At 39.0% G+C, this 23,845-nt stretch carries 18 protein-coding genes and 1 tRNA gene; 13 read left to right on the forward strand and 6 right to left on the reverse strand.

Going from position 1 to position 23,845, the window contains the following annotated elements:
* Positions 1-25: 25 nt before the first annotated feature.
* Positions 26-712, reverse strand: a complete 687-nt coding sequence (radC, locus tag C4F40_RS07735) for a RadC family protein (RefSeq protein WP_196938763.1) — start codon at positions 710-712, stop codon at positions 26-28.
* Between the two features lie 153 nt (positions 713-865).
* Here radC and C4F40_RS07740 point away from each other — a divergent pair, with 153 nt between their 5' ends.
* Together C4F40_RS07740 and C4F40_RS07745 are read left to right on the forward strand one after the other, a co-directional pair.
* Positions 866-1,324 (forward strand): peptidylprolyl isomerase, encoded by a 459-nt coding sequence (locus C4F40_RS07740; RefSeq protein ID WP_196938764.1) that lies wholly within the window; start codon positions 866-868, stop codon positions 1,322-1,324.
* A 5-nt stretch (positions 1,325-1,329) separates the two neighbouring features.
* The gene (locus tag C4F40_RS07745; protein WP_196938765.1) at positions 1,330-1,734 is read left to right on the forward strand and encodes a DUF5606 family protein; all 405 of its coding nucleotides are present in this window, start codon (positions 1,330-1,332) and stop codon (positions 1,732-1,734) included.
* A gap of 61 nt (positions 1,735-1,795) precedes the next feature.
* On the opposite strand, the gene C4F40_RS07750 is transcribed toward C4F40_RS07745, so the two are convergent.
* Complete coding sequence (locus C4F40_RS07750; RefSeq protein ID WP_196938766.1) at positions 1,796-2,557, reverse strand: carboxylesterase family protein; 762 nt, start codon at positions 2,555-2,557, stop codon at positions 1,796-1,798.
* Between the two features lie 72 nt (positions 2,558-2,629).
* On the opposite strand from C4F40_RS07750, the gene C4F40_RS07755 reads away from it, so the two are divergent.
* The 3 genes from C4F40_RS07755 to C4F40_RS07765 all read left to right on the forward strand — a co-directional run bounded on the left by C4F40_RS07755 (position 2,630) and on the right by C4F40_RS07765 (position 7,260).
* Positions 2,630-2,911, forward strand: coding sequence for an Rdx family protein (locus C4F40_RS07755; protein ID WP_196938767.1), 282 nt, complete (start codon positions 2,630-2,632; stop codon positions 2,909-2,911).
* A gap of 78 nt (positions 2,912-2,989) precedes the next feature.
* Complete coding sequence (locus tag C4F40_RS07760; protein WP_196938768.1) at positions 2,990-4,216, forward strand: metallophosphoesterase family protein; 1,227 nt, start codon at positions 2,990-2,992, stop codon at positions 4,214-4,216.
* A gap of 2 nt (positions 4,217-4,218) precedes the next feature.
* Positions 4,219-7,260 carry an AAA family ATPase gene (locus C4F40_RS07765; RefSeq protein ID WP_196938769.1) on the forward strand — a complete coding sequence of 1,014 codons (3,042 nt, stop codon included), beginning with the start codon at positions 4,219-4,221 and terminating at the stop codon, positions 7,258-7,260.
* 60 nt (positions 7,261-7,320) lie between these two features.
* Here C4F40_RS07765 and C4F40_RS07770 read toward each other — a convergent pair whose 3' ends face one another.
* The gene (locus tag C4F40_RS07770; protein ID WP_196938770.1) at positions 7,321-10,185 is read right to left on the reverse strand and encodes a M16 family metallopeptidase; all 2,865 of its coding nucleotides are present in this window, start codon (positions 10,183-10,185) and stop codon (positions 7,321-7,323) included.
* Between the two features lie 89 nt (positions 10,186-10,274).
* Between C4F40_RS07770 and xerD the strand changes: the two genes are divergently transcribed.
* Positions 10,275-11,168 (forward strand): site-specific tyrosine recombinase XerD, encoded by an 894-nt coding sequence (xerD, locus tag C4F40_RS07775; RefSeq protein ID WP_196938771.1) that lies wholly within the window; start codon positions 10,275-10,277, stop codon positions 11,166-11,168.
* 118 nt (positions 11,169-11,286) lie between these two features.
* Here xerD and C4F40_RS21685 read toward each other — a convergent pair whose 3' ends face one another.
* Positions 11,287-11,421, reverse strand: a complete 135-nt coding sequence (locus C4F40_RS21685; RefSeq protein ID WP_262894810.1) for a hypothetical protein — start codon at positions 11,419-11,421, stop codon at positions 11,287-11,289.
* A 172-nt stretch (positions 11,422-11,593) separates the two neighbouring features.
* Between C4F40_RS21685 and C4F40_RS07780 the strand changes: the two genes are divergently transcribed.
* The 4 genes from C4F40_RS07780 to C4F40_RS07795 all read left to right on the forward strand — a co-directional run bounded on the left by C4F40_RS07780 (position 11,594) and on the right by C4F40_RS07795 (position 16,839).
* Positions 11,594-13,915 (forward strand): TonB-dependent receptor, encoded by a 2,322-nt coding sequence (locus tag C4F40_RS07780; RefSeq protein WP_196938772.1) that lies wholly within the window; start codon positions 11,594-11,596, stop codon positions 13,913-13,915.
* Between the two features lie 150 nt (positions 13,916-14,065).
* A complete protein-coding gene (locus C4F40_RS07785; protein ID WP_196938773.1) occupies positions 14,066-14,695 on the forward strand; it encodes a hypothetical protein in 630 nt (209 codons plus the stop codon).
* 59 nt (positions 14,696-14,754) lie between these two features.
* Positions 14,755-14,826: transfer RNA gene (locus C4F40_RS07790), tRNA-Arg, on the forward strand.
* Positions 14,827-16,248: 1,422 nt separating this feature from the next.
* Positions 16,249-16,839: a riboflavin synthase gene (locus C4F40_RS07795; RefSeq protein ID WP_196938774.1), complete on the forward strand. Its 591-nt coding sequence runs from the start codon at positions 16,249-16,251 to the stop codon at positions 16,837-16,839.
* Between the two features lie 18 nt (positions 16,840-16,857).
* Here the strand turns inward: C4F40_RS07795 and C4F40_RS07800 are convergent, their stop codons facing one another.
* Both C4F40_RS07800 and C4F40_RS07805 read right to left on the reverse strand, forming a co-directional pair.
* Entirely contained in the window at positions 16,858-18,600 is a 1,743-nt protein-coding gene (locus C4F40_RS07800) for a chloride channel protein (RefSeq protein ID WP_231389961.1), read from the reverse strand.
* 60 nt (positions 18,601-18,660) lie between these two features.
* Entirely contained in the window at positions 18,661-19,602 is a 942-nt protein-coding gene (locus tag C4F40_RS07805) for a hydrogen peroxide-inducible genes activator (RefSeq protein WP_196938775.1), read from the reverse strand.
* Between the two features lie 135 nt (positions 19,603-19,737).
* On the opposite strand from C4F40_RS07805, the gene C4F40_RS07810 reads away from it, so the two are divergent.
* From C4F40_RS07810 to C4F40_RS07820, 3 genes are read left to right on the forward strand one after another with little or no spacing between them, the layout of a single operon-like run.
* Positions 19,738-21,903 (forward strand): S46 family peptidase, encoded by a 2,166-nt coding sequence (locus C4F40_RS07810; protein WP_196938776.1) that lies wholly within the window; start codon positions 19,738-19,740, stop codon positions 21,901-21,903.
* Positions 21,904-21,908: 5 nt separating this feature from the next.
* Entirely contained in the window at positions 21,909-22,283 is a 375-nt protein-coding gene (locus tag C4F40_RS07815; protein WP_196938777.1) for a DUF423 domain-containing protein, read from the forward strand.
* A 12-nt stretch (positions 22,284-22,295) separates the two neighbouring features.
* Positions 22,296-23,519, forward strand: coding sequence for a chloride channel protein (locus C4F40_RS07820; protein ID WP_196938778.1), 1,224 nt, complete (start codon positions 22,296-22,298; stop codon positions 23,517-23,519).
* Positions 23,520-23,845: the final 326 nt, after the last annotated feature.

A 23,845-nucleotide genomic window follows, 5' to 3' on the forward strand; every position in this document is an offset into this window, starting at 1 on the left:
GCTCTCTCTTGATACCTTTTGTGTCTTATAAAAGTCCTTCATCCCGAAAACTATAATACCCGCTATCTGTAAAGATGACATGGTCGTTTACCCTTATATCCATAATTTTGGATGCCTCGTTAATTTTTGTCGTGAGTTGCTTATCTGCTTGGCTTGGCGCTAGCGTTCCCGAAGGGTGATTATGGATGAGGATAAGGGAGTGTGCTTTGTATTGTAGTGCGTAGCGTAAGACTATCCGTACATCAACCGGTGTAAAATCATTTCCTCCCCGACCAATCAGTTGCCTTTCCAAGACCTTACAGGCTGTATTAAGATATAGTACCCAAAATTCTTCGTGAGGCAGATCCTGTACTTGATATTTGAAATAATCATAAACCCGTCTACTACTATTCAATGTGGGTTTTTCCTCTTGTGCCTCCTCTCGTTTCCTTCTACCCAATTCTAGTGCAGCGACAATAGATATTGCCTTTGCCTCACCAATCCCCTTATAGTGACAAAAATCGGCAACCTCCATGTGTGAAAGATGATTAAGGTTATTTTTCGAATCGTTGAGAATACGTCTGCACAGCTCTACAGCGGTCTCTTGCCGCGAACCTGAGCCAATAAGAATGGCCAATAGTTCGGCATTAGTCAGTGCCCTCCTCCCCTGCTCTATTAATTTTTCACGCGGACGATCCGATTGATCCCATTCCCGGATAACAAGCTTATTCATAAAATACAGTTTTAAAAGTAATGAACTGGTTTCCTTAAAATTACGAATATATTCCGGCATTAACAAACTTTAACGGCTAAAGAACGTATATCAAATCCTTATTTTTAAAGGAAAAGCTTATCTTTGTAGCTCAAATCAAAAATTTATTTAGAAATGAGTAAAGCAATTATCAAGACCGAAAAAGGCGATATGACCGTGCAGTTTTACACAGAAGACGCTCCAAATACAGTAGCAAATTTTATAAAACTAGCAAAGTCGGGTTTTTATGATGGGTTGACTTTTCATCGTGTCATTCCTGATTTCGTTATCCAAGGCGGCTGTCCGAATTCTCGTGAAGGTGCTGCGGGCATGCCCGGAACAGGTGATCCAGGTTACAAAATCGATTGTGAATTGACTGGAGAAAATCAATACCACGACAGAGGGGTGTTATCGATGGCGCACGCAGGTCGTAATACAGGTGGTTCGCAATTTTTTGTATGCCACAGCCGTAACAATACTGCTCACTTAGACAGAAACCACACATGCTTTGGTAAAGTAGTCGAAAACGTCGATGTAGTAGACGATATACGTCAAGGTGATCGTATTTTATCCATAGAAGTGATTGAGGGCTAACAAAGATGAATTTAAGAGCATTAGTATCTGTAACAGGAAAACCAGGTTTATATAAATTAATGGGCCAAAATAAAGGGGGCTTTATCTTAGAATCTCTTGATAACACTAAGATCAAATCTGTTGTGAACCTGAACACAACAAAAATGGCCACATTAGAGGATATCACCATCTACGGAGAGGAAGAGGAAATTCGCCTTTTAGCTATATTTGAAAAAATCAAAGCAAATGACGGAACAACCCCTGACGCAAAAGCTGACGGGAATGCTTTGCGTGAGTTTTTCCGTGAAGTAGCGCCGGGACATGATGAAACTAGAGTATATACCTCAGATATCAAAAAAATCATCAATTGGTACAACATCATCAAAGAATTTCCATTATTTGAAGAAGAAGCACCTGCACCTTTGCAATAAATTTGATGCAATATGAATAAATAAGGGTTTAGACGATGTCTAAACCCTTATTTATTTCACGCTAATTTATGAATTCATTCTTAAATACAGGAGGAGTCCAGCTTGCTTTCTTTTTACTAAAATCCCGCTTACGTTCCTCTTCTTTGGAATACGAAAACATCCACTCATAGATTTTCTCTTGATGGAATAAACGTTCTACACTTCCATGCGTTCCACCGGGAATAATCGTTAAGGTCGCATCGGATTTTTGATCGACCTTTTTTATCGCATTATACATTTTCTTAGACTCAGATACGGGTACAGCCCGATCGGCACTTCCATGCTGAATCCATAACGGTACCCGAGTTAAATTTTCGGCATAGCGCAACGTACCTCCGCCACATATGGCTACCGCAGCGGCAATACGATCAGGGTATTTACCCGCAACATCCATTGTCCCATATCCGCCCATACTCATACCACATACATATACACGGGATGAGTCGGCATTATATTTTTCCAATACGTAATCAATTATTTCTATTACATGATCAGGATCCCATCCCCTATTTGTCTGCGGAGCTACGATGATTCCCGGAATTTCTTTTCCTCTATCCATCGCATATAACACCCCATATCGTTTTACGCGATTCAGATCTGTTCCCGATAAGCTTCGTCCGTGCAAAAACACCAAAATAGGTTGCTTATCTCCGTTTTTTTGATAATCTTCTGGCAGTCGTAGCCAAAAATTATAGGTAGTGCCTTCTTTAATAGCTTGCAATTGGGCATTTGCTTTCATAAAACAGACAACCAACAACAAGAACATGAATTGGAATTTTACCATATAACGACGAAAATAAGAAAATTTTCAGAAACAATTTGTGGATGTTATAGATGATTTTAGTTAAGTTAGTATATGAACCCGACAATTAAAATAGAATATTGCCCCAAATGCGGATGGATGCTTAGGGCCGCTTATATGGCACAAGAATTGTTAACCACTTTTACAGACGATATATACGGAATAACGCTTATCCCAAGTGAGGTAAGTGGTCGATATCAGATTTCAATTGATGATACCTTAATTTTTGATCGTAAAAGGGAAGGTCGATTTCCAGAAATAAAGGAGCTGAAACAATTGGTAAGAGACAAGGTAAATCCGCAGAGAGATTTAGGACATTCCGATAAGAAAGCCTAAATAAATTCTGTATTTTTCCGCTATAAACAAGTAACTTTATCTAAGTTTAACTTTCCAAAGCTCAATCGAACAATAGGCATGAAGATATTACACACAGCAGATTGGCATTTAGGCAAACGTCTAGATTTTTTTTCACGTATCGAAGAACAAAAAGACGTTATCCGGGAAATTTGTGAGATAGCTGACGCCGAAGAGGTGGATATGGTGATTGTAGCAGGAGATTTATTTGATGCATTCAATCCTCCCGTAGAAGCCACAGAATTACTATATCAGTCTTTAAAAAGGCTGACCAATAATGGCAGACGCCCTGTAATCGCGATTGCAGGCAACCATGATTCGCCCGATCGGATTGATTCACCGGATCCATTGGCCAGAGCTTGTGGTATTATTTTCATCGGCTACCCGAATGCGGTAATCAAACCCTTTCAATTAGACGTTAGTTTTGAAATATCCAAATCGGATACCGGATTTATAGAAATAAAAATACCTCACCTACCTTTTCCAATTCGTATTCTTAGCACACCGTATGCGAATGAATTACGTCTTAAACAATACTTAGGATTAGGAGACAAAGCCGAAAACCTTAATGAGGTACTGCATCAAAGCTGGAAAAAATTAGCCGATGAATATTGTGATTCATCGGGAGTTAATATATTGACGGCGCATTTATATATGTTGAAACGCGGGGGAGAAATCTTAGAAGAACCTGAAGGTGAAAAACCGATAAAAATAGGAAATGCAGACATCGTGTATTCCGATCAGATCCCACACCAAATCCAATATACAGCACTAGGTCATCTACACCGTCATCAAAATATTGGTGGCCATCCCGCGCCTGTAGTATACTCCAGTTCTCCCTTGCCTTATTCGTTCTCTGAAGCCGGTCAGGAAAAGAAAGTAGTTATTGTGCATGTTGAACCAGATACGGTAGCACGGTATGAAACTAAATCATTGACGAAAGGCCGACAACTTTACCGAAAACGGTTTGAACGCGTGGACGAGGCGGTAGAATGGTTACATGCCAATCCCTATACGTTGGTTGAATTAACATTAGTAAGTGACACCTTCATCTCTTCCGCTGATCTCAAGCGAATACATGAGTCCCACGATGGCATTATTCATATTATTCCTGTTGTCAAACAACAAGAGCTAACTATCAATCAAAAGATACCGGTCAATCTGGAACAGGATATGGACGACCTGTTTAGAGATTATTTTAAAAGTAAGTATGGACAGGATCCAAATACAGAAATCCTGGACTTATTTAAAGAGGTCGTGACGAATACGAAAGAAATAGAAGAATAACTATGTTACCATTATACTTAAGCATCGAAGGGTTATATTCCTACCAAGAAAAACAGGAGATTGATTTCACGCGGCTTACGGAGGCCGGGCTATTTGGTATTTTTGGCGCTGTAGGTTCGGGTAAATCTTCTATTCTAGAAGCAATTAGCTTTGCGCTGTATGGCGATACCGAACGGTTAAATAAAGCCGACAAAAGAGCGTACAACATGCTCAATCTAAAGTCTAACGGCGCTACGATTGTTTTTGATTTCATCAACTTTGAACAACGAAAATTTCGCTTTGTGGCGCAGTGGAAACGTAGAAAACGCTTTGAAGACATTACGGCAATCGAAAGACTTGCATATGAATGGAAAGAAAACCAATGGATTCCGATGGAATCTGCCGACGGCGCATTGGTGACTAACCTATCCTATCCCAACTTTCGACGGACGATCATCATTCCACAGGGAAAGTTTAAAGAATTTTTAGAACTGGGCGGAAAAGATCGCTCAGAGATGATGAAAGAAATCTTCTATCTCAATAAATATGACCTCGGGCCAAAGGTTTCCTTCCTTCAAGCAGAAAACAATAAAAAATTGGAAAACCTGCGTGGCGCATTAACAGGTTTTGAGGATGTGACTGCAGCGGTAATTGAATCTAAAAAAATAATATTAAACGATGCAAAGTCTTCCCTTCTAGACGTAAAGAAAGAACACAAATCCATTGAAGAACGGTACCAAAAGTTGGTTGATATCCAGCAGGACAAAAAAGATCTGGCGAATAAGGAATTGGAACTGACAGCGCTTGAACAACAATCGGATTCGATCAGAAAAATGGAAGAAGAAGTTTCTCAATTCGAGAAAACCGTTTCGAATTTCAAGGAGGCCTTAAACCACCTACATCAACTAACAACAGGAAAAGAAACGTTAGTCATCAAAATACAAAACCTCAAAGAACAAAAACTCAGCTTACAACAACAATTAACAGCTGACGAGGAAAAACTCGCTCATCTATTGCCCGATTTTAATCAAATTAATGTATTCAAAAAACAGATTGAAGATTACAAACTCTTAATTACTAATACAGAATTAGAGCAAAAAAAGGTGGAGGTACAAAATAGGTTAGACAAGGGACAGCCGATCGTAAAAGAAACAAAAGAGCGGGAAGCCCTATTAATTAATAACCTTGAAGAGGAAGAGAACAAGCTAGAAATACTGAAAAACAGGAGAATGGATACCAGTGAACTTCTAGCCATTGAGAATTGGTACCAAGCGAAAGATACTCTTGAAAAATTAAAGAAAGAGCTACAGGGAAAGTTTGAACTGAATCAGTCTCAGATTCATGAACTGGAAAATCAATTTATAGACGCGAAATTAGACATCGTTAATTGGGAACAGCAACTTTATTCAGCTATTCAACGGTGTCAGCAAAAACTATCCGAACTGGCGAAAGAAGAATCCGATTGGCGGTTAAAACAGGAACTTAGCCAATACGTTCAGAATCTGCACGACGGCGAAAATTGCCCCTTATGCGGGTCACTCGACCATCCCGCGCCCATGCATGCAGAAGACGTAACAGAGCACTTAAATCAGGTATTAAGCTTGAAAGCAGATCTCCAATTAGATGAAGCTTCAAATAATAAAAAACTTCAGCAGTTTACAAAAACCGCAACCTTACTTTCTGACAAAATAAAACTACGCGACGAACTCAAAAATGAATTAGCAATCCAGGCAGACAAATTCGCATCTCATGTCGATGAATTCATATGGAAGGACTTTGACAGCACCGATAGAAGTACGTTTAATACCAAAAAGCAAACACTTCAAGGACTGGAAAACGACATCAAACAAAAAGAAATACACATAAAAAACCTTCGTGATGAAATCCTATCAACACACGAAAAGGTATTGAAGTATGAGAAATCCTTAACCGAACTCAACAATGACATCAAGATTCTCGAATCCAATATCCAACAAAACACCAGTCAGTTGCGTGTTTTAAACGTATACGAACTACTCCAGATCCCGGCAGAACAATACCCGGCCATTACCGCTGAAATTGAGCAGAAGATCCTCCACACTGAGGAAGAGTATCAATTGCTCAATAAATCGATAAATGAGCTGCACAGTAAACTGGCTTCCATATCGGGCCAATATGGCGAAAGTTATGAGCAATATACGCTCGTGAATACCCAACTCGGCGAAATACAATCGAAAATAAATTTGCTGTTGACTTCATTTGGTTACAATGACATAACAGAAGTTCAATTCGTCATCAACAAAAATCTGCCCGTCGATCAATATAGAATGAAAATCCAGAACCATTACATTCAGATCTCGGCATTGCGGAACCGGATTACAGAACTGAAGAATATAACAGATAATGGAGGATTTACAGATCAATTGTTTGAAGAGACAGAAACCTTATATCGATTAAAGAAAGAAGAATTAGAACTTCAACTTACCCTAACAGGAGCCTTGGAAAAAGAATTTCAGCATCTGCTAGAAGAATTCGAAAAGAAAACAAAACTGCTTACGGAATTCGAAAAAGTCAATGCGCGGAAAGAAAATCTAGAAACGTTAGCCAGGATGTTTAAAGGAAATGGCTTTGTAAACTATGTATCCGGCATCCATTTAGAACGGCTATGCGAAATAGCCAATCAACGTTTCCACCGGCTTACAAAAAACCAACTGAGTCTAAGTATTAACGACAGCAACGAGTTTGAAGTCATCGATTTTCTGAATAACGGTTACCGACGATCGGTTAAGACACTCTCCGGCGGACAGGGATTCCAGGCTTCGCTATGTCTGGCACTGGCTTTAGCGGAGAACATTCAGTCCATGAACAAAGCAGATAAAAACTTTTTCTTTATTGACGAAGGTTTCGGAACACAGGACAACGAAAGCATCAACACCGTATTCGACACGTTGCAATACCTACACCAAGAAAATCGTGTCGTAGGTATCATATCGCATGTCGAAGAACTGAAAGAACGAATGCCCAGATCTATTACAGTCCTAAAAGACATCGAAAAAGGAAGCTTGGTATCTACGTCCTATTCCTAAAATGGAATAGGACGTAAAAAGCCAACCCACCTCTAACTCCTAACCCCTAGAATCTAACCCCTAGTCACTACTCTCCGGCAAGAGAATAAACCTAAATAACCGATCTTCTTTTAAGTACTTATTAGCCACTTCTTTAACAGAATCTATTGTCAATTTATCCAATTCTTCTAGATAACGTAAGATATAAGTTGGGTCTTCATTATTTTGGTAAGCACCGGCAATCTGTCCCATCCAAAATGTATTTTCCCGAAGTTGTACTTCCAACTGCCGTTTTTGTTCAATAACAAATTTATCTAGATCTATTTGTGTAGGGCCATCTTTCTTTACTTTATTGATTTCATCCAAAGCCGAATTAATCAACGATTGATACTTATCTACACTTGTTCCAAACCCGACTGTAAAGCTGTAGCGTCCGATAGGATATTTACTTGAAGAACCGCGTGCCCCGGTACCGTAAACACCACTTTCATCTTCTCTTAACCGTTCTAATAATTTGATCGACAGCACGCTTTCCAGTGCATCAAAATTCAGATTTTCTTTTTCAGAGTAATCATAATCGCCATAATATTTCAATTGTACTGTGGCTTTGGCTTCCTTACCTTTATGAACAATCTTTTCAAAACCTTTATTCGGTTCTACTATTCCTAAATTTTTAGCCTCCTCTTTTCGGGAAATAGAAGGCAAGGCCGCTAGATACTGCTCTAAATAAGGCTTAATTTCCTCTTCCGTAAATGATCCAACGATCGTGAAAGTAAAATCTGAGGCATCCGCAAAACGCTCTCGGTAGATTTCTAAAGCACGTTGTTGATCAATAGTTTTAATTTTTTCCGGAGTAGGAACTATTCGGCGGATATTATCGCCATACAGACTTTTAAGCATCACATCGGAGTAGACAAAATCTGGATTATCTTCTCGGTTCTCCATAGAAGACAGCGTACGTGCTATGCCACTTTGAAAGATATCATCGTCCAATCTAGGTTCGGTGAAATAACCATAGATCATTTCAAAGGCAGTTTTCAGTCCTTCTTTATCTGTAGAACCACTTATGCCTTCGCTACGTTCTGAAATATAAGGAGAAACGTTTACATTTTTACCGGTCAGGTACTTCCGAAGCTCTATCGCATTCAGCTGTCCTACTCCACTTCCATTTACAAAACTGGAAGCATTGGAAGCTGTCATATATTCCGTATCAGAATATAAGGAGGTGCCACCCGGACTAAAACTCGAAATCAAGATTTGATCGTTTTTAAATTTCGTTGGTTTTAAGATTACTTTTACGCCATTGCTCAACACAATTTCTTTTGCATCAAGGCCATCAATATGTTTAGTAGCAGCAATTGCACCTTTAACGGGCTCTTTTGCTAATAAAGGCAATTCCGAAACCTTGTCCTCATACGCCAGGATTTCCTCTTTTTTAACCTCAGAAATCCATGCATTCACCGCATCCTCGTTAGGCACTAATGCCTTATCTTTTTCAGGAGCCATGACAATTACATCCCTATTTACATCCGCATAGAATTTCTTACCTATATTTTCTACTTCCTTTAAGGTCAAGGTCGGCAAAAGTTGTTTGGTCAATTGATAACGGTCTTCATTACTGAGCGAAGGAGCATCATCAATGAAATTTCGTAGGTAGCTCTCCACATAAGCGTCTGATTTCTTCTTATCGCGCTCTATATAAGATGTCTCATTTCCCTTAGCTATAGATGATATTGCACGTTGGAACTCCGTCTCCGTAAAACCATATTTTTCAAAACGTTCCATTTCACGGATCAAGGTTTTGAGTCCCAAATCAAATTTACCAGGATTAGCGACGAATAATAAGGACATATTATCCAAACCACCAAAAAGAGAACCTATACCAACCTGCCCCTGTAAAAAAGGAGGATTAGCCTGTTGACTCAATTCACGAAGCCGCGAGTTAATGAGTTGATTAAACACACTTTTTAACAAAGAGCTTCTATAATCACCTACCGTTTTTACTTTCTCTTCAGGATGCTTGATGATGATCTGCCCAACAGTATATTGCATCTCTGGATCCGTAACCGCGATAAACTGATTTTTATTCAATAGGTCTACCTTATACTCCTTGCGCTCTTCGGGTGTTGCTGGTGATGTCATATCCGAAAAAAGACGGATAACTTCCTGCTCCATCTGCGCCACGTCAATATCTCCAACTATAATAAGAGATTGTAGATCTGGCCTATACCACTTTTTATGAAAATTACGGATTACTTCAGGTTGGAAAGTCGTAATTATTTCCTCCGTACCAATCGGTAAACGTTTCGAATATAGCGATCCGTTTAGCAATACCGGAAGATACTGATCTTGCATACGTTGGTTAGCACCACGACTACCACGCATTTCCTCCATAATGATTCCGCGTTCTTTATCAATTTCTTCTGCATCCAGAAGCGCATCCTGAGCCCAATCGCGCATCACTTGAAGTCCGTTTTTTAATAATTCTGGATCATCCGAAGGAATAGGTAGTTTATATACCGTTTCGTCAAAACCTGTATGCGCATTCAAATCGCTTCCAAAGCGTACACCTGCTTTTTGTAAGTAATCAACTAACTCATTTTTTGGAAAATGCTTTAATCCATTGAAATTCATGTGCTCTAAGAAGTGAGCTAATCCTTGTTCTTCGTCTGTCTCCAAAATTGATCCAACTTTCATACCAAGGTACATCGTTACCCTTTTCTCCGGTTCAACATTTCTGCGGATGTAATATTTGAATCCATTTTTCAGCGTGCCCACCAATACTTCATTGTCAAATGGTAATATTTTGTCCAAAGAAGTACTATCTTGAGACAGAATTACCTTTGCTAGCGGATGAATTTTGGAAATATAGCTTTCGCTAGCATCAACAGAAACAAAAGTAGCGGGTAATAAGAATGCAACCGCTAATGGTTTTAATAATTTCATGCAATGTAAAGTTAATGCCGCCAATTTAGGATTAATTATTTACAAAGAATACGGTGCGATAATAAATTTACATTTTTTAACTTCGTAAAATGGATTGGCAGACGACAAAAAAGGATTTCAAACGCTATTTAGAATTTGAACGCAACCTCAGCGGTAACTCTGTTCATGCCTATCTAAATGATGTACGTAAATTAGAAGTGTACTGTGAAGATCAAAATTTAGAGATCCAAAAGTTGACAGTACAACACATTCAACACTTTTTACTGTGGATTAATGAGTTTGCCATATCTCCTTTTACCCAAGCTCGCCTCCTATCCGGACTAAAGACATTTTTTAATTTCTTACAAATAGAATATGAACTCGCGACAAACCCATGCGAGCTCATTGAAACACCCCGATTAGCACGTAAGATGCCTTCTGTACTTAATATTGAAGAGATCGATTCGTTAATCAATGCTATAGATCTATCCAAGCCTGAAGGCATGCGTAATAAGGCTATAATAGAAGTCTTATACGGTTGTGGACTGCGTGTCTCGGAACTCATAAACTTAAAAATTTCAAATCTTTTCCTCGATGTAGAGTTTATCAAAGTTGAAGGCAAAGGTAATAAGGAAAGACTTATCCCCATCGGACAACAGGCGATCAAGTATTTAAAAATTTATATCCATGATATACGTGTACATCAGTCCATAAAATCAGGAAAGGAAGATTTTGTGTTTTTGAATCGTCGCGGCTCTCCGCTCTCCCGGGTAATGGTATTTATTATAGTCAAAGATTTGGCCCAAAAAATTGGATTAAAAAAAGAAATAAGTCCACACACCTTCAGACATAGCTTTGCTTCTCATTTGGTGGAAGGTGGTGCTGACCTTAGGGCAGTGCAGGATATGCTGGGACATGAAAGCATTACGACGACTGAAATCTACACGCATATTGATAAAGATTATCTGCAATCCGTCATCACACAATTTCATCCAAGATCCTAAATGCATCAAAGGATATTTTAACTTGCATCATAGTTGCATTTAACTTACCTTTGTCGTATTGGAAGTACTAAAAACATATATGTCTTTAATAATGGTTTGCACACTACTGTGTTCAAATCTATTCCAATACGATCATAAACACCACGAAGAGCACCACAGCTGCGACACGAAGGCGCATCATGACAATAGTTCTGACAGATGTGCTGTCTGTTACCAAATTCACTTTACGCAAACGACAGAACCTATTTGTCATGATTTTTCCTTATCACCTGTAGAGACAATCTACACGCGTATTTTTTCAGCAATAAATTATAATTCACTATTCATAGGATATAGTCTTCTGCTCTCCAATAAGGGGCCTCCTTCTACAACTTCTGAGTTATTAAATAGCCGTAAAATCGAGAAATAAGAAGAAAATTCTATAAATGAATAAAATAGCAATAGCCTGCCTCTTTCTATTTGTTTCTGTTATGCTTCATGCGCAAGAAAAGGATTGTAATATCCTATTGACAGGACAAGTTGTAGATAAAACAACAAACAAAATGATAGATGGGGCCGTAGTATCCATATCTCATCAAAACCGAAGTACATCTAAGGACAAAGGAATCTTTAGTTTAAAGAATCTATGCCCTGGTTATACTAAAATACGCGTAGCGCATATCAGTTATCAGCCGCTGGAAATAGAGATCTATCTGCACCGCGATACCAGTATTGAAGTCGCCTTGGACATCGAACACATCCATATGGAAGATGTCAAGATCGTCGGTTACAATTCGTCTACTTTGTCTAGCAGCAGTCATAGTTTGAGTGCTCAGCAATTGGCGGAATCCAAAGGCAAACTCTTTGCAGATGCGCTTGCTGAGATAGCAGGAGTCACGACATTAGCTACCGGAAGTAACATTGTGAAACCTGTCATTAATGGCTTACATAGCAACCGTATAGTGCTTCTGAATAATGGTGTACGACAAGAAGGCCAACAATGGGGTGTAGAACATGCACCTGAAATTGACCCCTTTATGCTGGATAAGATTGAGGTAATAAAAGGTGCTCAGGGCGTGCGTTACGGTGCTGATGCATTAGCTGGGGTGGTACTAACCAGTCCTGCTCCTATTGACTATGAAAAAACAATCGGAGGCCGTATAAATTTAATAGGATATAGCAACGGCAAAGGGCTATCAGGGCATGCTAGATTAGAGGGGCATTTCAATAATTTTGGATGGAGAGTTTCGGCTTCTAGTAAGCAGAGCGGAAACACCGAAACTGCAGACTATTACCTCGGCAATACCGGTGCTAAGGAGCTAAACTATGACGGATACGTAGAATACACCCTACCTCAAGGAAAGATCTCTGCATACGCCAGCCATTTCGGAACGGATATCGGTATTTTCTACGGTGCACACGTGGGTACTATTGAAGATATCTACGCCCGGATAGAAAATGGTAGACCTTTCGAAAGTTACGATTTCTCCTATAAGATTACGTCTCCTCGACAGCAAGTTGCTCATGACGTGGCCAAACTAAATTGGTCTCATCACTTGAATAATGGTGGCGAATTGGAAGCGCAATATAGTTTTCAGCGCAATCATCGGCAAGAATTTGATTTGCGCCGCGTAGAAAGTGACGATACACCCATGGTAGACATGGTATTAACGACCCAATCGTTTGACGCTTCTTACACACACCATAAATCGACAGTGGGAATAAGTGCAAACCTGCAAGTACATAATAATACGGCAGGAACAGGAACTACACCTATTATACCCAATTTTGACAATTACACCTTTGGGGTTTTTGGCGTACAACAGTTCCATTTAGCTAAATACCATTTTGAAGTTGGTTTACGCTACGATTACAGGTATTTTGATGTGGCAGGTTACCGTTATGATTACCGCAACCCAAATGCAAACGGTTCCTTGAATCAATACCTATTGGAAGATACCCGGTACTTTCATAACGTTTCAGGAACGGTGGGGTTATTGTATCATTTCTTACCTAACCTGAATTGGAAAAGTAATGTCGGCTTAGCTTGGCGGGCTCCATCGGCCAATGAACTTTATAGTGATGGCGTACATCATGGGAGTGGTACTTACGAAGTAGGAAATATAAACCTTCGAAGTGAAAAAGGGTTGAAATGGGTAAATTCGTTGTTGTATAAAGATAAGGCTGAAAAAGTTGACATCAGTGTAGACCTATTCGGACAATACATTACCGACTACATCTATGCTAATCCCAATCCAGATTCCGTAAGGCAAACCATCAGGGGCACATTTCCGTTATATGCGTATACGCAAGATAACGCTTTTTTCTATGGTGCCGATCTCCAGCTGGCGTATCATTTTTCCAAGACGTTCGATTATGGCTTGTCTGCATCAATGGTCAAAGCCGTCAACACGACGACAAAAGAATACCTTCCTTATATTCCTTCGGATAGGTTTACACACTATCTTCAACATAATTTTCAAGATAAGCAATTACTGAAATCTTCTTATGTCAAATTTAGCCATCGATTCGTAGCCCAACAGTCCCGATATGAAGTAAATTCAGACTACGCACCTCCACCGAAGGCTTATCATTTACTCGATTTTACGGCAGGAACTCAATTTCATTTAAAATCGAATACGATTGGAATGATCTTTAGTATCGATAATTTAACAAACAAACTGTACAAAGATTATATGGATAGATTTCGCTATTACGCACATCAGCTCGGTAGAAACTATTCCATTCGATTATCTTATAATTTTTAAAAACATAGAAAATACATACACACAAAACCATCATGATTTTTCCAATCACAATAAATAAAATTATGATAGCTTCATTTCCGTTAAAAGACAAACCGAGTGTGCGAGCTCATTTATGCAATTGAATTCTTACACTCATAAATAATCATAGATATGAAAAAAATATATTTAATTTTAATAGCGTTTCCATTGTTATTTCAGGCATGTTCAAAAGACGATCCCACTCCCGAAGTAGATCAAGAAGAAGTAAGCGGTCTGACATTTACCTTTACCGAAGTAGAAGGTGAGGCACACGGCGATCATTACGACTACAGTGAGATCACGAATCCGAAGATAGAAAGCATTAGCTTCTCAGGCACCGACTTACTGCCGCCTGTAGGCGCACACGTTCATCTGGAGGTTGGTAAATCATATCGTTTTAATGTTAAAATGCTGGATTTTGCAGGCCGCGAAACGCAGCAAACCTTCGTAGACCGTGATGACATTCATTACGCTTTTATTTTGGGGACTCCCGTAGAATCACTACACGTACAATATGATGACGTTAAAACCGATGGCACAAAAACAAACGTAGGGGCTAAAGGATATTTTACGATATTAAAAGAAACAAATACGTTTACCTTAAACTATATCATGCGACACCTTAATCCCGGTGTCAAAGCTAGTATCAACACGAAAACAGATTGGTCTAATGCCGACTATCAAAAATTTACCGGTGCGAATGATATAGATATAAAATTTGAATTGCATTTCGTTGAGGGTCACGATCATGACGATCATTAAGAACTATATTATTAAATTTTAGTTCAGATTTCGCTTAAAAGTTATATTTTTGCGAAACGGTCTTCGTAGTTTAATGGATAGAATTTCAGATTCCGGTTCTGAAGATGTGGGTTCGACTCCCGCCGAGGACACTTAAAAATTAAAAAGGAATTAGCTCTTTACGCTAGTTCCTTTTTTTATGCCGTAGCGGTAACGCTATCTAGCCTTATTTTCTTCAAATAGACCTCCATAATTAGGCTACCTCAATAGCTATGAAAAGTTTATAAAAGGAATTTAGGGGATGTTATGTTAAAAGAAGGTTTATTTTATACTAATTTCTTTTGTCGCTTGGCCCGCGACGGGAGCCTTATTTTCTTCAAATAGACCTCCATTATTAGCGGTTACCTCAATAGCTATGAAAAGTTTATAATAGGAATTTAGGGGATGTTATGTTAAAAGAAAGTTTATTTTATACTAATTTCTTTTGTCACTTGGCCCGTGACGGGAGCCTTCTTTTTCCCTCAAAAAGAAGCAAACCGAACGTAGTGAGCTCAAGAATTCCTTTAAAAACAAATATTTATTCTTAAAATCGTCGCTGTACCGGCTCGACACGACGGTCCACCATTCCTGCAATTGTCGACCCGCTAATGCGACATTTGTCGGGCATGTAAGGACAGTGTTTTATTCTTAAATGTTATTTTATACCTCAGCTGAATTGAAAAAATACGGTATCAGCCTTGATTATCTTCGATGAGCTCGCAAGCTCGGTTTGTTTGCTTCTTTATTCATCAAAGGAATAAAGAAGGTTGTGGCAACGACGGATAGGTAATGAGAGGGGCAAACTCCAAAAGAAATTTAATTATGAAAACCCTTCTTTTTTATCCCCCTTAACTTTCACACTTATTCTTGATGATAAATACAGATAGACACTTCAAAATAAAACTTTCATAATTCCATTGGATCACAAACAGACATTAAAGTTCTTGATGGTCTTTGAAAACATACACTTTCAGAAAAAAAGCTTGGAATAATCGGGCGATCTTCCAAGCTTTAATAAAGTACCTCTTGACGAGGTAATCAACCTAAACCTACGGTAAATATACGGAAATTATTACTTAGTATCCAAATGTGTAAACAAGAAATGCAACATTATTTACTTATAAGAAATTAAACTTTTGATTATCAGGAAAATAAAAAATAAAAAAAGGTTTTCAAACGGGGAGAATGAAAACCTTTACTAACCAATTATAAACCTAAATTATGATGACACAAAGATAGTGTACATTTTACACTCTTCCAAATATTTTTTTATTTTTTTTCAAACCGATTATTTATGCAGCTGCCTTTTTCAAAAAATGGATTAGATCCGTAAAGAGTTCCGTATAAAAATCTTTGCTAAGTTTCATCCAAGAGTTTCTCTCTTCAAAGGCTGATGAGAGAGCGCAAAGAGTTCCGTATAAAAATCTTTGCTAAGTTTCATCCAAGAGTTTCTCTTTTCAAAGGCAGATGAGAGATCGCAAAGATTTCCGTATGATCGAAATCTTTGCTAAGTTTGTGAAAATCCGTTTAACACTATGTTTACAGGAATCATTGAGACGTTAGGAATCGTAAAAAAAATTGAAAAGGAGCACACCAATATTCACTTGTATATTGAATCTTCTATTTCTGAGGAGCTAAAAATAGATCAAAGTGTCGCACACAATGGCATCTGCCTGACCGTAGTTGCGCTAGAAAACGCTATTCATAAAGTAACAGCTATTGACGAAACGCTAAGTAAAACAAATCTGTCTACCCTGAAAGAAGGAGATTTGATGAATATCGAAAGATGTACACGAGCCGATGGTCGTTTCGATGGACATATCGTACAGGGACATGTAGATCAAACCGCTACCTGTATTGAAAAAAAAGATCAGGACGGAAGTTGGTTGTTTACGTTTCAGTACGACCCCTCCAAAAATAACATTACAGTAGAAAAAGGTTCTGTCACGGTAAATGGCATTAGTCTTACCATCGTAAACTCCAGGTTTGATCGCTTTACTGTAGCCATCATCCCCTACACCATAGAGCACACAAATCTTAAAGAAGTGAAAGTAGGATCGGAAGTTAACATCGAATTTGACATTGTTGGAAAGTATGTCTCAAAAATAATGGCTCTTAGAAATTAAAAGCCATTATTTTTTGTGCTATTCTAAATAATGCCCTTGTCGTACCAACAAAGCTCTATATTTGTTAAATACGGACGATTTAGAAACAAAACCTAAATAAAGGTTATCATTGTCAGTTACCGGGAGGATCCATACATCGTCTCTATTCATTTTAGCCATCACAACTTCCATATTCTCATCCCCTCTGATGATGTCATTAGGTTTTTGGGCAATCTGTTCGAAAGTCCGATCGTTCCCCCCTTCCTCTCCCAATAATATCGAAAATAGACGTTCGCTATAAATGATTCCCAACAACTTTCCCTTTATATCTACAATAGGAAAAATATTACGCTTTGAATGAATAATTTCAGATTGCCTATCCTTAGGAGTCTCATCTGGGCGCAGAATAACAAAATTTGTCTCAATCAGATACCTTAGTTTCATCATACTAAGTACTGTTCGATCTTTATCTTCATACGACAATAGATCACCTGATTCTGCTAACGCTTTGGTATAAATGGAATGCTTCATGACCGATCGGTTGATTAGATAGGAAATAGAGGCAACCAGCATCAAAGGTACCATTAACGTATATCCCCCTGTTATCTCGGCGATCAAAAACATACCGGTGAGCGGCGCATGCATAACTCCACTGAGCGCGGCCGCCATTCCGGCCATAACAAAGTTGGGTACATTCAGCTGGATTAATCCTGTAAGGTTCATGCCATAGGCAAATGCGAAACCGATCAGTCCCCCCATTACAAGACTAGGACCAAAAACACCGCCGTTTCCGCCTCCGTTTAGGGTAAATAAAACAGCAAAGGACTTCGCAAATAGGGTGAGCACCGTATAACATACGATTACCCACCCAATATTTTTATAATCGGCAAACAAACTATTTCTTACGATGGCATCAAAATGTCCGTCCAAAATTTGCTGAATTGTTAAATAGCCTTCACCATATAGCGTGGGAAACAAAAAAATCAATAACCCCAACGAAATGCCGCTAAACCAAACCTTGTTGTACGGATTTGTAATTGAAGAAAACCATTTTTTTACCACCTGACTAATCCGTGAAAAATAGATGGAGTAAATCCCCACTATTATGGCCAATAAAATATAAAAGAACAGCGCTTCTACCGCCCATTCGGCCACGGCAGTATGGAATAACGGTTCGCTATATAACAACTTTGAAACAACCGCTGCTAAGGCCGCAGAGATTAATAAAGGAATAAAAGCAGGTATAGAAAATTCGGGCAACAATATTTCAATGGCAAAAATCATCCCTGCTACCGGACTATTGAATGCTCCAGATATCCCTGCCGCGGCGCCACAGGCCAACAGCATCGTAAGTTCCTTATAACTGAGACCGCAAATTCGACCTGTGCTCGAACCGATAGCCGCTCCACTGTACGCAATAGGCGCTTCCAATCCAGAAGATCCGCCAAACCCGACGGTAATCGCGCTTGTAACGATCTGCGAATAGATATTATGCGAGTCAATTTTACTTGATTTGCGGGAAATGGAATAGATGATCGGCGTAATGCCATGTTCGAAATTCTTACCTTTTAGAAACTTTCGGACGTATAATACACTCAAAAGAATACCGATCAATGGAAAGATGAGATAAAAAGAATATTTATAGTGCCAATCAACATCATCTTGTAAAGTAGAGGCGATGAAGTGGGTCATTCCTTTTAATAGTGCAGCGGCAACACCTCCGATAATACCTACTACAAAAGCCAGTAACACCAAAAAATTTCGATTGGAAATTTTTTGCATGCGCCATTTATTAATACGATCCAACTTAAGTAAAAATTTTTCTTTCATCATACAATCAGACTAGAGATCAAAGCCCATTACCTCTTTTCGCTTCTTCGATTTAAACCGTTCGGGTACAATAGCCATTATCTCATTTTTTAACGCATTAACAGCTTGTTTCTTCACAAAATTCTGCGTGGTTACCAAACTGATTTCCCTAACGGGTTCCGGTGCTTTAAAATACCGCACGTGATTCAGTTGATCTTCGTCGTAGTTCAAGATGCTTAGCTCCGGAAGAATGGTTATTCCTGCATTGATATCGACCATCCTTTTTAAGGTTTCCACACTTCCGGTGTTGTATTCGAACGTTCCGGTAGACGATTGGTTGTGCTTATAATTGCAAATATTAAGAACCTGACCGCGCATACAATGTCCTTCATTTAATAGCCATAACTTCTCTTGAGCAATATCTTCTACACTGACCATTTTATTAAAATACAAATGGCTTTTCTCCGATACATAAGCAACAAAGGTTTCATAAAATAAAGGTGTTTCCTGAATTCCATGTTCGGATAGCGGAGTAGACAAAATCCCGCAGTCTAAAGCCCCGTTCTTTAATTCCTGAATAATTCGTTCTGTAGTATATTCCCAGATCTGAAGTTGAAGTTTAGGATATTTCTTTAGAAAAGAGGTGATAACGTCCGGTAGCAAATAAGGCGCTACCGTCGGAATCACACCTATTTTTAGCTGCCCTTCCAACTCTCCCTTTTTTTCTTGTAAGATCTCGTTAATCTTTTTGCTTTCAGTAAGTACCACACGTGCCTGTTGTAATATCTTTATTCCTATTTCCGTTGGAATCACTGGCTGTCTACTCCGATCAAATATTTTGACTCCCAATGATTCTTCTAGCTTTTGAATTTGCATACTCAACGTAGGTTGTGTTACGAAGCATTTTTCGGCAGCAGCCACAAAACTTCTGTAGGTATCTACCGCCACGACATATTCTAACTGGACAAGCGTCATGATATAAATTTTAATTATACGAAGGTACAAAATATATAAGCAGGTCCAAACCGGGAAGCTAAACAATAGATTTCACCCCCATTTAGAAGTTCTTTCCTAAAAGATTTTGTATTTTTACACATTAAACAAATTACTATGCGTATTAACTGGAAACCAGCTATACTATGTACCTTCCTCTTAGGAGTAAGCATTTTTAACTATTCAGCTTCGATTCCCGATGAGGGGATGTATCCACTTAGTGATTTGAATAGAGCTGGATTAAAAAAAGCCGGACTTAAAATCAATGAAAAAGATATTTATAATCCTGGAAATATAGGTCTTGTCGATGCGTTGGTACAGGTAAGTGGTTGTACAGGTTCATTTGTGTCAGCAAATGGACTAATTATCACCAATCATCATTGTGCCTTTAGTGCGGTTCAGCTTGCCTCTACTCCTCAATTCAACTATTTAGAGAATGGGTTTGTAGCCAATGCAAGAGAACAGGAAATTGAGGCCAAAGGGTTAACCATTCGCATTACGGATTCCTATGAAGATGTATCAAAACAAATACTTGAAGCAGTAGCTACTGTCTCCGATCCGATACAGCGTATTAATATCATCAGTCAAAAAAGAGCAGAAATAGCGAAACAAGCTGAAGCTGCAGATCCGACCATTAAGGCAGAGGTCTCTGAAATGTTTATTGGGAAAAGCTATGTCCTTTTTCGCTATAAAACAATTGAAGATGTGCGTTTAGTATATATTCCGCGGCAAGATATTGGTGAATTCGGCGGTGAAACGGATAATTGGGTATGGCCACGACATACAGGCGATTTTTCATTTTTAAGAGCGTACGTTGCCCCCGATGGATCGTCTGCTAAATATTCCAAAACGAATGTACCGTACAAACCAAAGAAACACCTCAAGATCAACCCTCAAGGTGTAAACGAAAATGACTTCGTATTTATCCTCGGGTATCCCGGGCGTACATTTAGACACCGTCCGGCACAATACATTGAATACCAACAAAAATATTTACTGCCATATACCGCTGAGCTGTATGAATTTCAAAATAAGCAGATGTCTTTGGCAGGAAAAGATGATAAAACTACCGAGCTTGCATTAGCGACCCGTATTAAACGTAATGCCAATGTAATGAAGAATTACCGCGGTAAATTGAAGGGATTACGGAATATTGATTTGGTAAATACAAAAAAACACGAAGATGAAGCCTTAACACAATTTATCAATTCTAAACCTGAATTGAAAACTACGTACTCTTCTTTAATGCAAGATATTGATCAACATTACCAATTGGTATTTAGTGATGCTGAAAGAGAGTTGTGGTTTAATAACATCTACAGTGGCATCCGTTTATTTCAGGTTTCCAATATTTTGAACGCATTCAAACGAGCGATAGCCCAACAAAGTACACCTCAAACGCAGCAGCAGGTTTTTGATCTGAATATAGAGAAAGTTAGAAAACAACTTGATGGCTATTACGAAAGTTACAATACCTTTGTAGATAAAAACATTGCAGGACACCTCTTTGCAGAAGCGTATCCTCTTAAAGGAAAAAATACGATACAATTTATAGCTGCTAAAAACTTTAAGTCAGCAGATGAATCACGTAATTTCATACAAAATGTAATAGCTGACTCCAAACTGAGCCGCAAAGAATCCGTCATAAATGAGGTGTTAAAAGATACAAAGTCTTTTCTTGGCTACAACGATGATCTCTTACGTATGGAAACGGAATTACAGAAAGAATTAGAACCATTTTACACCGAACAAAAAAGAAGGGACGGCGTATTGAATAAATTAATGGGAGACTATGTTGCTGTAAAAGAACTGTATCAAGACAAAAACTTCATCCCAGATGCTAATTCGACTTTGCGATTGACTTTCGGAAACATTAGAGGATACCATCCTGTAGACGCCACTTATTTAGCCCCATTCACAACAGTAAAGGGTCTGATCGAAAAAGGAAATTCCGGTGATGAAGAATTCGTTTATCCTACAGCGATTAAAGATGCATGGTTGGCGAAGAACTTCGGAGCCTATTTCAAAAAGGAGTTAAACGACGTCCCCGTTAATATCTTATATAATATGGATACCACCGGTGGAAATTCTGGTTCTCCTATTATGAACGCATACGGTGAGCTTATAGGTGTCAACTTCGACCGTTCGTACGACGCTACTATTAATGACTTCGCGTGGAACGAGAGCTATAGCCGTTCCATCGGTGTAGATATTCGATATGTACTTTGGATAGCAGATAAAATCGATAATGCCCAATTTATCCTAAAAGAAATGGGAATATGACCGTTATGAACACAGCTGTACTGATCGCAGCGACCTTATTTGGGTCCATATCGATACTATTAGGTGCTTTTGGAGCACATGCTTTTAAAAAATTAATATCTCCGGAGAAATTAGCTTCGTTTGAAGTTGGGGTTCGTTATCAAATGTATAGCGCCTTAGCTTTATTGGTAATTGGGTTTCAGTTGGATTTTTCGCAATATTCAGAAAAATTAGCCGTTTACGGCATTGTTGGGGGAACGGTATTATTTTCAGGAAGCATATATCTCCTTTCTTTTTCGGAGTATTGGAAAACAAATTTAAAGTTTTTAGGACCTATCACTCCTTTAGGAGGGTTATTAATGATTATCGGGTGGACATCCCTCTTGATTTCATTTTTGTAACTGCATATACGAATGCCTATCCCGCCGTTATCGGTTCGTTTACGTAGGTTGATTAAATGGTCGATTATAGTAATCGTTATCGGAATTCCTGTAGGAACAATTTCTGCAGGATTTTTAGTTGCATTGAATTACGTAACCGATGTAAGGGAAGAAAATACATGGCTCATCCTTTTCTTACCCTTCGCCGGCTTTCTTATTGTGTTTTTGTATAAAAAATATGGTTATCGAGCCGACAAGGGCAATAATTTGATATTAGAGGAATATTATCGTCCCTCTGCACCTATCCCGTGGATAATGGCGCCTTTAATTATTCTTACCACCTTACTTACTCATTTATTTGGAGGATCTGCAGGACGAGAAGGCACCGCTGTCCAATACGGGGCATCCGTAGCAGATCAGTTTTCTAGATACCTTTCGTTTACAAAAAAAGAAAGACGAATGGTCTTATGCTGCGGCATAGCTGCCGGTTTTGCTTCTTTATTTGGAACTCCATTCGCTGCAGCTGTTTTTGCAGTCGAAATATTCCGTATTGGAAAATTAAGACACCAAATTCTCCTTCCTGCTCTTATCGCTGCCTATCTCGCACATGTAACCTGTCTGATCTGGAATGCACCGCACACCCGTTATCCCAACGTTATTATTCCAGATCTCATCACTACTGATGTTTTCTGGATTGTAGGGTTAGGGCTACTCTGTGGGATAACAGCACGATTATTTATCTACTCGGGAAATCTATTCGATCAACTATCTAGACGCATTCCCAATGCGTATCTACGTGTCATAATAGGCAGCATATTATTAATAATCTGCACAATCTGCCTTGGAACCACAAAATATATTGGTCTTGGGTTACCAATAATAGCCGATTCCTTTCAACAGCCTCAAGCGCTATATGATTTTTTTATCAAAATCGTATTGACTACACTCACATTGAGCATTGGTTTCAAAGGTGGAGAAGTAACACCTTTGTTTTTTATCGGCGCGACATTGGCTAGTGCCTTATCGCTGTATATCCCAGTTGACATTCTGCTTTTAACAGCGGTTGGATTTGTTTCGGTGTTTGCAGGATCAACTAAAACTCCCCTCGCCTGCACAATTATGGCCATGGAATTATTCGGCCTCCCAGTAGGCATGTGTGCCTTTTTAGGATGCTTTTCAGCTGTTATGATTTCCGGCCGAAAAGGTATCTATGGTAGTCAGCGAAATATTAAATTTTGGAGTAAGTCTGAAAGGTAAATAAAAACGAAGGTTTTTCTTAATCAATTTTTTTGCGCCTCTTTCGCCGGCGCCGGGCGACTTCTTTTGCTTGGCCAAAAGAAGCAAAACCCAAGACTTGGTCAATGTTACGCTAAAAGCTTTTGGATTTACTAAACAGATCCGAGCCGTTGCACTTCTTGGATCTGTTCTTATCGCAAATCCAAAAGGCTTTCTTAACGCTACATCGACCTAGGTCGTCCTCCTAAATTCAGCTGAGGTAATAATTTAATAATATACGCACGATTCGTACATTTTCGACAAATATCGCCTCAGCCATTTGCCGACAGCAGGAAGGGGCACTAGCC

The organism is Sphingobacterium pedocola, assembly GCF_015209965.1.
In the GTDB taxonomy this organism is placed as follows: Bacteria; Bacteroidota; Bacteroidia; order Sphingobacteriales; family Sphingobacteriaceae; genus Sphingobacterium; species Sphingobacterium pedocola.

Bases quoted from the DNA above. Each gene is read 5' to 3' on its own strand.
- radC (WP_196938763.1), bottom strand. From the start codon at position 712: ATGAATAAGCTTGTTATCCGGGAATGGGATCAATCGGATCGTCCGCGT.
- C4F40_RS07740 (WP_196938764.1), top strand. From the start codon at position 866: ATGAGTAAAGCAATTATCAAGACCGAAAAAGGCGATATGACCGTGCAG.
- C4F40_RS07745 (WP_196938765.1), top strand. From the start codon at position 1,330: ATGAATTTAAGAGCATTAGTATCTGTAACAGGAAAACCAGGTTTATAT.
- C4F40_RS07750 (WP_196938766.1), bottom strand. From the start codon at position 2,557: ATGGTAAAATTCCAATTCATGTTCTTGTTGTTGGTTGTCTGTTTTATG.
- C4F40_RS07755 (WP_196938767.1), top strand. From the start codon at position 2,630: ATGAACCCGACAATTAAAATAGAATATTGCCCCAAATGCGGATGGATG.
- C4F40_RS07760 (WP_196938768.1), top strand. From the start codon at position 2,990: ATGAAGATATTACACACAGCAGATTGGCATTTAGGCAAACGTCTAGAT.
- C4F40_RS07765 (WP_196938769.1), top strand. From the start codon at position 4,219: ATGTTACCATTATACTTAAGCATCGAAGGGTTATATTCCTACCAAGAA.
- C4F40_RS07770 (WP_196938770.1), bottom strand. From the start codon at position 10,185: ATGAAATTATTAAAACCATTAGCGGTTGCATTCTTATTACCCGCTACT.
- xerD (WP_196938771.1), top strand. From the start codon at position 10,275: ATGGATTGGCAGACGACAAAAAAGGATTTCAAACGCTATTTAGAATTT.
- C4F40_RS21685 (WP_262894810.1), bottom strand. From the start codon at position 11,421: ATGACAAATAGGTTCTGTCGTTTGCGTAAAGTGAATTTGGTAACAGAC.
- C4F40_RS07780 (WP_196938772.1), top strand. From the start codon at position 11,594: ATGAATAAAATAGCAATAGCCTGCCTCTTTCTATTTGTTTCTGTTATG.
- C4F40_RS07785 (WP_196938773.1), top strand. From the start codon at position 14,066: ATGAAAAAAATATATTTAATTTTAATAGCGTTTCCATTGTTATTTCAG.
- C4F40_RS07795 (WP_196938774.1), top strand. From the start codon at position 16,249: ATGTTTACAGGAATCATTGAGACGTTAGGAATCGTAAAAAAAATTGAA.
- C4F40_RS07800 (WP_231389961.1), bottom strand. From the start codon at position 18,600: ATGCAAAAAATTTCCAATCGAAATTTTTTGGTGTTACTGGCTTTTGTA.
- C4F40_RS07805 (WP_196938775.1), bottom strand. From the start codon at position 19,602: ATGACGCTTGTCCAGTTAGAATATGTCGTGGCGGTAGATACCTACAGA.
- C4F40_RS07810 (WP_196938776.1), top strand. From the start codon at position 19,738: ATGCGTATTAACTGGAAACCAGCTATACTATGTACCTTCCTCTTAGGA.
- C4F40_RS07815 (WP_196938777.1), top strand. From the start codon at position 21,909: ATGAACACAGCTGTACTGATCGCAGCGACCTTATTTGGGTCCATATCG.
- C4F40_RS07820 (WP_196938778.1), top strand. From the start codon at position 22,296: ATGCCTATCCCGCCGTTATCGGTTCGTTTACGTAGGTTGATTAAATGG.